Below are 12756 nucleotides of genomic sequence, written 5' to 3' on the forward strand. Positions count from 1 at the left end.
GATCTCCCCGTGAAGTTCTCGATGATCTTCGAGGCTCAGCTCGTCGACCCGACCCCGGAGCGCGAGCGCCAGGTCATCCACGACTGCGTCGAACAGGCCGTCCTCGCCGAGGAGATGGGCTTCGACCGGATCTGGGCCGTCGAGCACCACTCGCTGACCCAGTACGCCCACATGAGCGCCTCCGAGATCTTCCTGACCTGGGTCGCCGCCCGGACGCAGAAGATCCGCATCGGCCACGGCGTCGTCACCATGCCCTTCGGCTACCAACACCCGGTGCGCGTCGCCGAGCGCGCAGCCATGCTCGACGTGCTCTCCGGCGGCCGCGTCGACATCGGCGCCGGGCGCGGCGCCACCCGGCAGGAGATGTCCATGTACGGGGTCAAGCCCGAGGACACCTACCCGCAGATGGAAGAGGCGCTGCGGATCTTCTCCGCCGCCTGGCGCGAGCCGGAGTTCGAATGGCACGGCTCCATCGACATCGGCCCCGGCGCGATCCTGCCCCGCCCGGTCCAGGGCCCGCACCCGCCGCTCTTCATGGCCTGCTCCAAGCACGACACCCTCAAGCTCGCCGCCGAACTCGGCATCGGCGCCCTGGTGATGGGCTTCGCGGGCGCCGACGACGTCCGAACGATGCGCAAGGTCTACGACGAGGCCATCGCGACCCGCACCGGCGAGCGCCTCGTGTCGAGCGAGGTCAACGACCACCTCTCCGCCCTCTGCCCGACCATCGTCCTCGACGATGCCGAGCGCGCGCTGCGGCTCGGCACCCGCGGCCAGCGCTTCTTCGCCGAATCCATCGCGCACTGGTACGGCAACGCCCCCGCACCGACCGGCTACGCGGAGGACGAGGACCACGTGGGGGCGCTCGCCAAGGGCCGCGAGGAACTCGTCGCCAAGCTCCACGAGGCCAACATCCCGGCGCGGCCCGTCGACACCGGCACCTACAACGCGGAGCACGCCTACGGCAGCGCCGAGACCGCCATCGCCTACGTCGAGCAGCTGCGCGAGATCGGCGTCGACGAGGTGATGTGCCTGATCCAGATGGGCACCGTCCCCCAGGAGGCCTGCCTGGAGACCATCCGCCAGTGGGGCGAGAAGGTCATCCCGCACTTCCGCGCACCGGAACTGGAGGGCTGAGTCATGGGCATCTCCCTCGAAGGGAAGGTCGTCGTCGTCACCGGAGCCGGACGCGGCCAGGGCGCGGCCGAGGCCCGCCTCTTCGCGGAAGCCGGCGCGCGGGTCGTCGTCACGGACGTACGAGAGGACGAAGGCCGGGCCGTCGCCGCGGAACTGGGCGACGAGGGGCTGTACGTCCGGCACGACGTGGCCGACCCGGCGAGCTGGGCCGGGGTCGTCGCGGCGGCCGTGTCCGCCTTCGGCACGGTCTCGGCGCTGGTCAACAACGCGGCCCTGTGGCGCACGGCGCACGTGGAGGAGCAGTCGCTCGAAGAGTTCGAGACCCTGCTGCGGGTCAACCTGCTCGGGCCGTTCCTCGGCATCCAGGCGGTGGCGCCGGTGCTGCGGGCGGGCGGGGGCGGCTCGATCGTCAACATCTCCTCCACGGCCGGGCTGGTCGGGATCCCCGGCCACGCGGCGTACGGGTCGACCAAGTTCGGGCTGCGCGGGCTGACCCGGTCGGCGGCGCTGGACCTGGCGGGGGACCGGATCCGGGTCAACTCGGTACATCCGGGGGCCATCGACACCCCGATGGTGGCGGAGGCGGTCGCGGGCCGGGACTGGTCGCACGTACCGCTGCGGCGGATGGGGCGGCCGGAGGAGGTCGGGGAGCTGGTGCTCTTCCTCTGCTCGGACGCGTCCTCGTACGTGACGGGCACGGAGTTCACGGTCGACGGCGGGATGACGACGGCATGAGCGACGGGCTTTCACCGGAGGCCAGGCGGCTGTGCGACGCGATGACCGCGGGCTTCCCCGCGCCGGGGGACGCTGCGGCCCTGCGGGCAGCGGCCGTACCCGGGCCGCCGGGCCCGGCCGTGGCCTCGGTGTACGACACGGTGGCGGACGGGGTCCCGGTCCGGGTCTACGACCCCGCGCCGGGCGCGGACGACCGCCCCCTGGTCGTGTACTTCCACGGCGGGGGCTGGGTGATGTGCGGCCTCGACACCCACGACGCGCTCTGCCGCAGGCTGGCGGTGGACTCGGGCGCGGTGGTCGTCTCGGCGGACTACCGCCTCGCCCCGGAACACCCCTGGCCGGCCGCGCCCGACGACGCGTTGACCGTACTGCTCTGGGCCCGGGCGCAGGCCCCCGCGCTGGGCTGCGACCCGGACCGGGTGGTGATGGCGGGGGACTCCAGCGGGGGCAACCTGGCCGCCGTCACGACCCTGCGCGCGCCCGAACTCGTATCCGGGCAGCTGCTGTTCTATCCGCCGCTCGACGCGTCGATGGCCTCGGCCTCGGTGGAGACGTACGCGGAGGGCCACTTCCACACCGCCGCCCACATGGCCTGGTACTGGGACCAGTACGGCGGCGACCCGGCCCACCCGCACGTCTCGCCGCTGCACGCCCCCGACCTGTCGGGCCTGCCGCCCACGCTGATCGTCCTCGCGGACTGCGACGTGCTGCGCGACGAGGGCCTCGCGTACGGGCGCCGGCTGGCGGCGGCGGGCGTGGACTGCACGGTCCAGCTCCACCCGGGCGTCTTCCACGGCTTCCTGGGGCTACCGCTGCCGGCCGGGTCCGCTGCGCTGCGCGCGGCGGCGCAGTGGGTGGCGGCGCGGGAGTAAGGGGGCGGGGCGGCCGGATTCGAACCGGCGTCCTCCTGCGATGGAGCAGGCGCGCTGCCTCTGCGCTACGGCCCCGCCCTTGTGCCCGATCCTATGCAGGGGCTCGACGGGCCCGCACCGCGGGTTCAGGGCCGAACGCATCCCGGGCATGATGTGTCCATGGTCGAACTGATACGGCGGCTGCCGGGCGCGCTGCTCCGCAACTGCCTTCTGCTGGCAGTGGAGTTCGGCGCCATCCTGCTGCTGCAGGGCCCGGAGGGCTTCTGGATCCTGATCCTGCTCACCGTCTTCGTCATCGGAGCCGCCGTACCCCACGGCACCGGCGCGGAGTTCGTGGGGCGCACGGCCGTCGCGTTCACAGCGGTGGGGATCGCGGTGCTCGGCTGGATCGCCTGGGACGGGCACACCCTCCACGACCGGGGCCGGGAGGAAGTCGCGGTGGTGGCCTCGCGGACCATGGTGGAGGACGGCTCCGTCTACTCGCCCTCCCTGCGCCTGCGCACGGAGGCGGGCCGCGACCTGCCCGGCCCGGTGACCATGGACCTCGCCGTCGGCGCCCGCCTCACGGTGACGGTGGACCCCGACGGCCCTGCCTGGTCCCTCGGCCCCCGCCCGACCGAACCCCTCTGGGAGGCGGCGGGCACGGCGGCGCTTCTCCTGCTGCAGACCGCCATCGTGGGCCGGCTCTCCCTGCGTCGCCCCCGCGACTGAAACCCGCTGGTCAACGCCTCGGCCGAGCCCCTAGTGCTGTGACCGGAAAGGTTCACCGGGTCACGGCGCTCGGCACGGCACCTCGCCGCGTTGTCGGACCGCGCAAGTACGTCCGGTACGAGCCGCGGCCCTCCGCCTTGCGATGCACCGCACCGAACACCGCGCCCCGGCAAACCTTTCCGGCCACAGCACTAGGGTCGCCGCATGTCCACCACGACCAAGACCACGACCACCCTCTGGCGCCCGACCGGCCCCGTCGAGCTCGACCTGGTGCGTGCCCTCGACTGGCGGGCCTGGCCGCCGCGCCTGCCCGAGCAGCCGATCTTCTATCCGGTGCTGAACGAGGACTACGCGATCCGCATCGCCCGCGACTGGAACGTCAAGCACTCCGGCGTGGGCTTCGTGACCCGCTTCGAGGTCGACTCGGACTTCCTGACCCGGTACCCGGTCCGGCAGGCCGGCGGCGAGACCATCCTGGAGCTGTGGGTCCCGGCGGAGGAACTCGACGAGTTCAACGCGCACATCGTCGGCCGCATCGAGGTCGTGCGAGAGTTCCGCCCCTGAACCGGTCCGCGGGCACCGGAGCTACTGCTTGATGATGTACGAGCAGCCCTTCGAGTTCTTGACGCCGTCGCTCTCCGCGACGACCTTGCCGTCCACCTTGATGGTGCACGGCGCCGACACCAGCTTGCCGTCGGCGGCCGTGATCGTGCCCGGGACCACGCTCACCAGGTAGCCCACCTTCTGCTCCGCGGCGGTGAGTTCGGCGGTGCCCGACTTCGTCCACGGCAGGGTCTGCGTCTCGAAGCCGCTGCCGATGCCGCTGTACATCACCGCCGTCTTGCCCGTGCCCCCGACCTCCAGGGTCACCTCGTGCGTCGCGCCGCCGGTCTTGGCCGCCGGCGCGGAGGACGCGGGGGCGGGGCTCTGGGAGGCCGCGGGCTTGCCGTTGGCGGCGGCCGGCTCGGGGGTGTCGCTTCCGCAGCCGGTGAGCAGCACCGCAGCCGCCGCGGCGCACAGCGTCATCATCCCGGTCGTCGTGCTTCGCATGTTCCCTGTACCTCGTTCTGCGTCGTTCGTCGTACGTCGTACGTTCGATCACGTTCGATCACCAGGGATGCCATCACATCCCTTGCCGGTTCCCCACGTTGGCCGCGGACCGCGTGATCGAAAACAATGGCCGCATGACGAAACGCGCCCGCTCCTTCGACGCCGCCGCCGCGCTCTACCGGGCGAGCCGGCCCGCCTATCCGCCCGCTCTCTTCGACGCCGTCGAGGAACTCGCCGGGCGGTCGCTCACCGGGGCTCGCGTGGCGGACGTGGGCGCGGGGACCGGAATCGCCACCGCGCTGCTGCGGGAACGCGGGGCCGAGGTGCTCGCCGTGGAGCCCGGAGACGGTATGGCCGCCGAGTTCCGGCTGGCGAACCCGGGCATCCCGATCGTGCGCGGGGACGGGGACCGGCTGCCGCTGGCGAGCGGCGCGTTCGACTTCCTCACGTACGCCCAGGCCTGGCACTGGACCGACGCCGCCCACTCGGTCCCCGAGGCCCGCCGCGTGCTGCGCCCCGGCGGCGCGCTCGCGCTGTGGTGGAACGACATGGACACCACCGTCCCCTGGATCGCCGAGCAGGACGAGCGGCTCCGTACCTTCTTCGGGGTGACCGGGCTCCCCGATCGCGAGTCCCTGGAGGGGCTGGACGTCAGCGCCCGCGAGGTGCGGTGGTCCCGGCGGATCCCCCTCGCCACGCACCTCGCCAACCACGCCTCCCACTCCGCCTTCCTGCTGCTCGGCGAGGACGACACGCGCGCCTTCCTCGACGCCGAACGCGCCCGGCTGGCGCCCCTCTTCCCGGACGGCATCGTCGAGGAGTGCTACGTCGTCACGCTCCGGGTCGCCGTGATGTGAACAGGGGGCGCCCACGGAGTGGACGCCTCCGGCCCGGGTCGGAGAGGTTGGCCGTATGACTTCCTTCCTCCGGGTCTTCTACGGCGTCAACGACGTAGTGGCCTTCTTCCTCGAGCTCGTGGCCCTCGCCGCCCTCGCCTGGTGGGGTTACACCCGGGACATCGGCCGGGTCTGGTCCATAGGACTCGCCGTGGCCGCCCCCGCCGCCGCGGCCGTGCTCTGGGGAGCCTTCGCCGCGCCCAAGGCCGCCTACGCCGTCCCGCTTACGGCCCAGCTCGCGGTCAAGGCCGTGGTGTTCGGGGCCGCCGCCCTCGCGCTGTACGCGCTCGGGTGGCGGACCGGGGCCCTGTGGTTCGGGGGGATCGTGCTGGTGAACACCGCTCTGGTGACCTATCACCGCACCCGCGGCTGAAGGACCTCCGCCCGGCATGCCGACGGCGTGCCCCAGGCGTCCCGCAGCGGGCGTGCCTTGCGCAGCCACAGGGAGAGGTCCAGCTCCTCCGTGTAGCCGACGGCGCCGTGGAGCTGGAGGGCGGTCATGGCCGCCGCGTACGCCGCCTCGCCCGCCGTGAGCTTCGCCGCCGCCACATCGGCCGGGGACAGGGACAGGGCCGCCGCCCACAGCAGGGGCCGGGCGAACTCCAGACCCAGCAGGGTGTCCGCCAGCCGGTGCTTGACCGCCTGGAAGGAGCCGATCGGGGTCCCGAACTGGGTGCGCTGCTTCGCGTACTCGACCGTGCGGTGCAGCAGCGCCTCGCCCGTGCCCAGGCACTGGGCCGCCGTCAGGAGCCGCGCCCACCGGCCCGCCGCCTCGGCGGCCGCGGTGACGGCCGGGCCCGCCGCGAGCAGCTCCCCGGCCGTCGGGAGGGAGAGCCTGCGGGCCGGGTCCAGGGAGGCCAGGGGTTCGGCCACGACCTCCCGGGACAGGTGGAGTTCGCCCGCCGCCGACACCGTGAAGCAGTACGTCGCCGCGTCCGCGTCCAGGACGTACGGGCTGCCGCCCGGCAGGGCCAGGGTGGCCGAGGTCTCGCCCGCGGCCAGCCCCGGGAGGAAACGCTTCGCCAGGGCCTCGTCGCCCAGCTCGGAGAGCAGTACGGACACCGCCGCGCTCTCCACGACCGGCCCCGGCACCCCCGCCCGCCCCAGCTCCACGAAGCCCAGCGCCAGTTCCAGCGGCAGCAGGCCCGCGCCGTCGTACGCCTCCGGCGCGGCCAGCGCGAACAGGCCCGTCTCCGCGAGGCGGGCCCACACCGAGCGCCCGGGGCCGTGCTCGCCGGCCGCCCAGGCCCGTACCGCCGCCGGGACCTCGGCCGCCCCGAGCAGGGAGCGCAGCGTACGGGCGAAGTCCGACTGCTCGTCGGTCGGCAGGAAGCGCATCAGCGGCGGCCCTTCGGGAGGCCGAGCAGCCGCTCGGCGATGATGTCGCGCTGGATCTCGTTCGTGCCCGCGTAGATCGGCCCGGCCAGTGAGAAGACCCACGGCTCGGCCCACTCGCCGTCCGCGAGCTCCGCGTCCGGGCCGAGCAGGTCCAGGGCGGTCTCGTGCAGGGCGATGTCGTACCGGGACCAGAACACCTTGTTCAGGCTGGACTCGGCGCCGATGGTCTCGCCCGCCGCGAAGCGGGAGGCGTTGGCCCAGGTGAACAGTTCGTAGGCGCGCGCCCCCACCACCGCGTCCGCCACCCGGTCCCGCAGCGCCGTGTCGGCGGGGTCACCGGCCGCGTGCCACAGGGACACCAGCCGGTCGGCCGCCGCCAGGAACCGGCCGGGGGAGCGCAGGGTCAGTCCCCGCTCGTTGCCCGTGGTCGACATCGCGATCCGCCAGCCCTGACCCGGCTCGCCGATCACGTCCTCGTCCGGTACGAAGACCTGGTCCAGGAAGAGCTCCGCGAAGGCGGGCTTGCCGTCGAGGCGGCCGATGGGCCGCACCGTCACTCCCGGCGCCCTCAGGTCGAACATCAGGTACGTCAGCCCCTGGTGGGGCTTCGGGGCGTCCGGGTCGGTGCGGAAGATGCCGAAGGCGCGGTCCGCGAAGGCGGCCCGCGAGGACCAGGTCTTCTGCCCGGACAGCAGCCAGCCGCCCTCCGTGCGCACCGCCCGCGACTTCAGCGAGGCCAGGTCGGAGCCCGACTCCGGCTCCGACCAGGCCTGCGCCCAGATCACCTCGCCGCTCGCCATGGAGGGCAGCACCCGCGCCCGCTGCTCGGCCGTGGCGTGGTCGAAGAGGGTGGGGGCCAGCAGGTTGATGCCGTTCTGGGAGACCCGGCCGGGGGCGCCCGCCGCCCAGTACTCCTCCTCGAAGACCAGCCACTTCACGATGTCGACGCCCCGGCCCCCGTACTCCTCGGGCCAGGACACCACCGCCCAGCGGTCCGCGTGCAGCCGCGCCTCCCACTCGCGGTGCGCGGCGAAGCCCTCCTCCGTCTCCAGGGAGGGCAGGGGAGCAGCGGGCACGTGGGCGGCCAGCCATGCGCGGGCCTCGGCCCGGAAGGCCCCCACATCGGGTGCGTGGTCGAGGTTCATCGGGTGTTCGCCTCCTTCATGGCGGCGATGTTGACGCCGCCGAGCGAGTCCGCCGCCGTCTCCGCGTTGTGGGCGTGCGCCAGGTGGTGCAGGCCGAAGACCGAGTCCATGCCGGTGTGCAGGCCCTGGAGGTCCTCGGCCTGGTTGACGGCCCGCTTGGTCAGGGCCAGGCCGAACCCCGGCATTTCGGCGACGCGCAGGGCCAGCCGGTCGGTCTCGGCGCCCAACTGGGCTCGTTCCACGACCCGGTTGACCATGCCGATCTCGTACGCCCGGCGGGCCGGCATGCGGTCGCCCGTGTACAGGAACTCCTTCGCGATCCGCGGCGGCATCGCCCACGGGTGCGCGAAGTACTCGACGCCGGGGATGCCCATCCGGACGACCGGGTCCGCGAAGAAGGCGTCATCGCTCGCCACGATCAGGTCGCAGACCCAGGCCAGCATCAGCCCGCCCGCCACGCAGGCTCCCTGCACCGAGGCGATCACCGGCTTCGGCAGCTCCCGCCAGCGCCGGCACATCCCCAGGTACACCTCCGACTCGCGGGCGAAGCGGGATTCGGCGCCCGAGCGCCCCGAGTGGTCCCACCACAGCCCGGCCCGCCGCTCGAAGGGCAGATGGGCGTCGCGTTCCGGGGTGCCGATGTCGTGCCCGGCGGAGAAGTGCTCGCCGGCCCCGCCCAGGACGACCACCTTCACCTCGGGGTCGTCGGCCGCGCGGTAGAAGGCGTCGTCGAGGGCGTACGTCATCGCGCTGTTCTGCGCGTTGCGGTAGCGGGGGCGGTTCATGGTCACGTGCGCGACCGGGCCGCGGCGCTCGTAGAGCACGGGGGTGTCGTCGGGCATCCCTGCATCCTTCCCTAACAAGTGTTTGGTAGGTTAACGTACGCCCATGAGCAGCGTCGAGGAGTTCCGCACCGAGGTTCGGAGTTGGCTACGGGCCCACCTCACCGGCGAGTTCGCCGCCCTCAAGGGCCGCGGCGGACCGGGCCGGGAGCACGAAGCCTTCGCCGAACGACTCGCCTGGGAACGGCACATGGCGGCCCACGGCTGGACCTGCCTCGGCTGGCCCGTCGAACACGGCGGCCGCGGCGCGAGCATCGAGGAGCAGATCGCCTTCCACGAGGAGTACGCCCTCGCGGACGCCCCCGCCCGCGTCAACCACATCGGCGAACAGCTCCTCGGCCCCACCCTCATCGCCCACGGCACCGAGCAGCAGAAACGCCGCTTCCTGCCGCCCATCCGGGCCGTGGAGGAGCTGTGGTGCCAGGGCTACAGCGAACCCGACGCAGGCTCCGACCTCGCGAACGTCCGCACCCGCGCCGCCCTCCACGACGGGGAGTGGGTGGTCGACGGGCAGAAGACCTGGACCTCCCTCGCCCACGAGGCCCAGTGGTGCTTCGTCGTCGCCCGAACCGAACCGGGATCGCGCCGCCACGCCGGCCTCTCCTACCTGCTGGTCCCCATGGACCAGCCCGGGGTCGAGGTCCGGCCCATCGTGCAGCTCACCGGCACCTCCGAGTTCAACGAGGTCTTCTTCGACGGCGCCCGCACCGACGCCGCCCACGTCGTCGGCGCCCCCGGCGACGGCTGGAACATCGCCATGGCCACCCTCGGCTACGAACGCGGCGTCTCCACCCTCGGCCAGCAGGTCGGCTTCCGCCGCGAACTCGAAGCCCTCGCCGAACTCGCCCGCACCAACGGCGCCATCGCCGACCCGCTGATCCGCGACCGGCTCGTGCAGGCCTGGATCGGCCTGGAAACCATGCGCGCCACCGCACTGCGCCCCGCGGCGCCCTCCGTGGCCAAGCTGTACTGGGCCCGCTGGCACCGCGACCTCGGCGAACTCGCCATGGACGTCTGCGGCGCCCCCTCGCTCCTCGCGGCGGGCGCGCACGGGGACCCGTACGACCTCGACGACCGGCAGCGGCTCTTCCTCTTCTCCCGCGCCGACACCATCTACGCGGGCTCGGACGAGATCCAGCGCAACCTCATCGCCGAGCGGATCCTCGGCCTTCCCAAGGAGGTACGGGCGTGAACACCCCCACCTACGTCCCCGGCCACGACCTGCTGAAGGATCGCACCGCCGTCATCACCGCCGCCGCCGGAGCCGGCATCGGCGGAGCCACCGCCCGCCGCTTCCTGGAAGAGGGCGCCCGCATCGTCATCAGCGACGCCCACGCCCGCCGGCTCAAGGAGACCGAGGACGCGCTGGCCACCGAGTTCGGGGCCGACCGCGTCACCTCCCTCCCGTGCGACGTCACCGACGAGGAGCAGGTCCAAGCCCTCTTCGCGCTCGCCGAACAGAACCACGGCGGCCTCGACATCGTCGTCAACAACGCCGGCCTCGGCGGCACCGCCGCCCTCGTCGACATGACCGACGAACAGTGGTCCCGCGTCCTCGACGTCACCCTGAACGGCACCTTCCGCTGCACCCGCGCCGCGATGCGGTCCTTCAAGGCCGCCGGCGCCGGCGGCGGGGTCATCGTCAACAACGCCTCCGTCATCGGCTGGCGCGCCCAGACCGGCCAGGCCCACTACGCCGCCGCCAAGGCCGGGGTGATGGCGCTGACGCGCTGCGCCGCCCTGGAGGCCGCCGAGTTCGGCGTACGGATCAACGCGGTCGCCCCGAGCCTGGCCATGCACCCGCACCTGGTGAAGGTCACCAGCGAGGAGCTCTTGGCGGAACTCACCTCCCGCGAGGCCTTCGGCCGGTACGCCGAGCCCTGGGAGGTCGCCAACGTCATCGTCTTCCTGGCCAGCGGCTACTCGTCGTACATGACGGGCGAGACGGTGTCGGTCAGCAGCCAGCACGCGTAGGCCGAGAATGGACGCGTGCCAACGAACAAGAAGAAGCCGCAGGTGACGGCCTCACCCGAGCGGCGCCGCGAACTCCTCGACACCGCAGCCGAGGTCTTCGCCGCGCAGGGCTACAACGCCACCACCGTCCGCAAGATCGCCGACGCCGCCGGAATGCTCGCCGGCAGCCTCTACTACCACTTCGATTCCAAGGAATCGATGCTCGACGAGATCCTCTCCGCCTTCCTGAACGAGCTGTGGGAGGGCTACGACACCGTCCTCGACGCCGGTCTCGGCCCCAGGGAGACCATCGAGGCCCTCGTCACCGAGTCCTTCCGGGAGATCGACCGGCACCGTGCCGCCGTCGCCATCTACCAGAAGGAGTCCCGCACCCTCTCCGCGCAGCCCCGCTTCCACTACCTGTCCGACTCGCAGGTGAAGTTCGAGAAGGCCTGGCTGGGGACGCTGGAGCGGGGGGTCGCGGCCAAGGTCTTCCGCGCCGACCTCGACATCCGCCTCACGTACCGCTTCGTGCGCGACACGGTGTGGGTGGCGGCGTCCTGGTACCGGCCGGGCGGACAGCACAGCCCCGAGGAGATCGCCCGCCAGTACCTGTCGATGGTGCTGGACGGGATCGCCCTACGCACCTGACCCATTTCAGAGGAGATCCGATGCCCGAGGCCTACATAGTCGAAGCGGTACGCACCCCGGTGGGGCGGCGGAAGGGCGGCCTGTCCGCCGTCCACCCCGCCGACCTGGGAGCGCACGTCCTGAAGGCGCTGGTCGAGCGGTCCGGGGTGGACCCGGCCGCCGTGGAGGACGTGGTGTTCGGCTGCCTCGACACGGTCGGGCCGCAGGCGGGCGACATCGCGCGGACGGCGTGGCTGGCGGCAGGCCTGCCGGAGGAGGTGCCGGGGGTGACGGTGGACCGCCAGTGCGGCTCCTCGCAGCAGGCCGTGCACTTCGCGGCGCAGGGCGTCCTGTCCGGCACCCAGGACCTGGTGGTCGCCGGCGGCACCCAGAACATGTCGATGATCCCGATCGCCTTCGCCTCGCGGCAGGCGGCCGAACCGCTGGGCTTCACCGAGGGGCCGTACGCGGGCTCGGAAGGCTGGCGGGCCCGTTACGGCGACGCCCCGGTGAACCAGTTCCACGGCGCGCAGCTGATCGCCGAGAAGTGGGGCATCACCCGCCGGGACATGGAGGAGTTCGCGCTCCGTTCCCACCAGCGGGCGCTGCGGGCCATCGACGAGGGGCGGTTCTCGCGTGAGACGGTGGCGTACGGGGACGTGACGGTGGACGAGGGCCCCCGCCGGGACACGACCCTGGAGAAGATGGCCGGCCTCAAGCCGGTGGTCGAGGGCGGCACCATCACGGCGGCGGTGTCCTCCCAGGTCTCCGACGGCGCGGCGGCGATGCTCCTCGCCTCCGAGCGCGCGGTCCGCGAACACGGCCTGCGGCCGCGGGCCCGCATCCACCACCTCTCGGTACGGGGCGAGGACCCGATCCGCATGCTGTCCGCGCCGATCCCGGCGACGGCGTACGCGCTGAAGAAGACCGGCATGTCCCTCTCCGACATCGACCTGGTGGAGATCAACGAGGCGTTCGCGCCGGTGGTCCTGGCGTGGCTGAAGGAGACCGGAGCCGACCCCGACCGTGTCAACGTCAACGGCGGCGCGATCGCGTTGGGGCATCCGCTGGGCGCGACGGGGGTCAAGCTGATGACCACCCTCCTCCACGAACTGGAGCGCACGGGGGGGCGCTTCGGGCTCCAGACCATGTGCGAGGGGGGCGGGCAGGCCAACGTGACGATCATCGAGCGGCTGTAGCCCTTTGCGGGTGCGCTGCCCCCGTGCCCCGCGCCTCAATCGCCGGCGGGGCTGAGACGGTCCCCCCGGGCGGGATCTCGGCCCTCGGGTCCGCCCCGCGCCTCAATCGCCGGCGGGGCTGGGTTGGTTCCCGCGGGCGGGGTCTTGCCCTGTCGGGTTGGTCCGCGGTGTCCCTCCGGGGCGTCTCCTCGTCCTCGCGCACTGAGGGTCATCCCGGCTGCTGAGCCATGGTTGCGCGCTCGTCCTGC

15 protein-coding genes and 1 tRNA gene are annotated in these 12756 nt (G+C 72.7%); 11 read left to right on the top strand and 5 right to left on the bottom strand.

The genetic code is table 11. From position 1 onward, the window contains the following. The first annotated feature begins 9 nt into the window (after positions 1 to 9). Genes ACFV9H_RS34440 through ACFV9H_RS34450 form a run of 3 tightly spaced genes read left to right on the top strand, consistent with a single transcriptional unit; the run spans position 10 to position 2744 of the window. Entirely contained in the window at positions 10 to 1137 is a 1128-nt protein-coding gene (locus tag ACFV9H_RS34440; protein WP_385406256.1) for an LLM class flavin-dependent oxidoreductase, read from the top strand. A gap of 3 nt (positions 1138 to 1140) precedes the next feature. Next, a complete protein-coding gene (locus ACFV9H_RS34445) occupies positions 1141 to 1872 on the top strand; it encodes an SDR family NAD(P)-dependent oxidoreductase (protein WP_385406258.1) in 732 nt (243 codons plus the stop codon). After that, on the top strand, positions 1869 to 2744 hold the full coding sequence (locus tag ACFV9H_RS34450) for an alpha/beta hydrolase (RefSeq protein ID WP_385406261.1): 876 nt from the start codon (positions 1869 to 1871) through the stop codon (positions 2742 to 2744). Before ACFV9H_RS34445 ends, ACFV9H_RS34450 begins: the two co-directional genes overlap by 4 nt. A gap of 4 nt (positions 2745 to 2748) precedes the next feature. On the opposite strand, the gene ACFV9H_RS34455 is transcribed toward ACFV9H_RS34450, so the two are convergent. Continuing rightward, positions 2749 to 2820 (bottom strand) — tRNA-Trp (locus ACFV9H_RS34455). 83 nt (positions 2821 to 2903) lie between these two features. Here ACFV9H_RS34455 and ACFV9H_RS34460 point away from each other — a divergent pair. Both ACFV9H_RS34460 and ACFV9H_RS34465 read left to right on the top strand, forming a co-directional pair. After that, positions 2904 to 3455, top strand: coding sequence for a hypothetical protein (locus tag ACFV9H_RS34460; RefSeq protein WP_385406263.1), 552 nt, complete (start codon positions 2904 to 2906; stop codon positions 3453 to 3455). 204 nt (positions 3456 to 3659) lie between these two features. After that, on the top strand, positions 3660 to 4019 hold the full coding sequence (locus ACFV9H_RS34465; RefSeq protein ID WP_385406265.1) for a hypothetical protein: 360 nt from the start codon (positions 3660 to 3662) through the stop codon (positions 4017 to 4019). Between the two features lie 21 nt (positions 4020 to 4040). Here ACFV9H_RS34465 and ACFV9H_RS34470 read toward each other — a convergent pair whose 3' ends face one another. Then, the gene (locus tag ACFV9H_RS34470) at positions 4041 to 4505 is read right to left on the bottom strand and encodes a hypothetical protein (protein WP_385406268.1); all 465 of its coding nucleotides are present in this window, start codon (positions 4503 to 4505) and stop codon (positions 4041 to 4043) included. A 134-nt stretch (positions 4506 to 4639) separates the two neighbouring features. Between ACFV9H_RS34470 and ACFV9H_RS34475 the strand changes: the two genes are divergently transcribed. Next, positions 4640 to 5362 (top strand): class I SAM-dependent methyltransferase, encoded by a 723-nt coding sequence (locus ACFV9H_RS34475; RefSeq protein WP_385406270.1) that lies wholly within the window; start codon positions 4640 to 4642, stop codon positions 5360 to 5362. A 55-nt stretch (positions 5363 to 5417) separates the two neighbouring features. Continuing rightward, positions 5418 to 5774, top strand: a complete 357-nt coding sequence (locus ACFV9H_RS34480; RefSeq protein WP_385406272.1) for a DUF2568 domain-containing protein — start codon at positions 5418 to 5420, stop codon at positions 5772 to 5774. Here the strand turns inward: ACFV9H_RS34480 and ACFV9H_RS34485 are convergent. The 3 genes from ACFV9H_RS34485 to ACFV9H_RS34495 are packed head-to-tail and all read right to left on the bottom strand — an operon-like array spanning position 5756 to position 8726. Beyond that, complete coding sequence (locus ACFV9H_RS34485) at positions 5756 to 6739, bottom strand: acyl-CoA dehydrogenase family protein (protein ID WP_385406275.1); 984 nt, start codon at positions 6737 to 6739, stop codon at positions 5756 to 5758. The genes ACFV9H_RS34480 and ACFV9H_RS34485 overlap by 19 nt on opposite strands. Further along, a complete protein-coding gene (locus ACFV9H_RS34490; protein WP_385406278.1) occupies positions 6739 to 7884 on the bottom strand; it encodes an acyl-CoA dehydrogenase family protein in 1146 nt (381 codons plus the stop codon). Before ACFV9H_RS34490 ends, ACFV9H_RS34485 begins: the two co-directional genes overlap by 1 nt. After that, on the bottom strand, positions 7881 to 8726 hold the full coding sequence (locus tag ACFV9H_RS34495) for an enoyl-CoA hydratase (RefSeq protein ID WP_385406280.1): 846 nt from the start codon (positions 8724 to 8726) through the stop codon (positions 7881 to 7883). Before ACFV9H_RS34495 ends, ACFV9H_RS34490 begins: the two co-directional genes overlap by 4 nt. 46 nt (positions 8727 to 8772) lie before the next feature. Between ACFV9H_RS34495 and ACFV9H_RS34500 the strand changes: the two genes are divergently transcribed. The 4 genes from ACFV9H_RS34500 to ACFV9H_RS34515 are packed head-to-tail and all read left to right on the top strand — an operon-like array spanning position 8773 to position 12508. Continuing rightward, positions 8773 to 9918, top strand: a complete 1146-nt coding sequence (locus ACFV9H_RS34500) for an acyl-CoA dehydrogenase family protein (RefSeq protein WP_385406283.1) — start codon at positions 8773 to 8775, stop codon at positions 9916 to 9918. Then, a complete protein-coding gene (locus ACFV9H_RS34505) occupies positions 9915 to 10700 on the top strand; it encodes an SDR family oxidoreductase (protein WP_385406286.1) in 786 nt (261 codons plus the stop codon). Before ACFV9H_RS34500 ends, ACFV9H_RS34505 begins: the two co-directional genes overlap by 4 nt. Positions 10701 to 10715: 15 nt before the next feature. Continuing rightward, a complete protein-coding gene (locus tag ACFV9H_RS34510; protein WP_385406288.1) occupies positions 10716 to 11330 on the top strand; it encodes a TetR/AcrR family transcriptional regulator in 615 nt (204 codons plus the stop codon). A gap of 20 nt (positions 11331 to 11350) precedes the next feature. After that, positions 11351 to 12508 (top strand): acetyl-CoA C-acetyltransferase, encoded by a 1158-nt coding sequence (locus ACFV9H_RS34515; RefSeq protein ID WP_385406291.1) that lies wholly within the window; start codon positions 11351 to 11353, stop codon positions 12506 to 12508. Positions 12509 to 12756 lie beyond the last annotated feature (248 nt).

It is taken from the genome of Streptomyces sp. NPDC059874 (assembly GCF_042731135.1).
Lineage (GTDB): Bacteria > Actinomycetota > Actinomycetes > Streptomycetales > Streptomycetaceae > Streptomyces.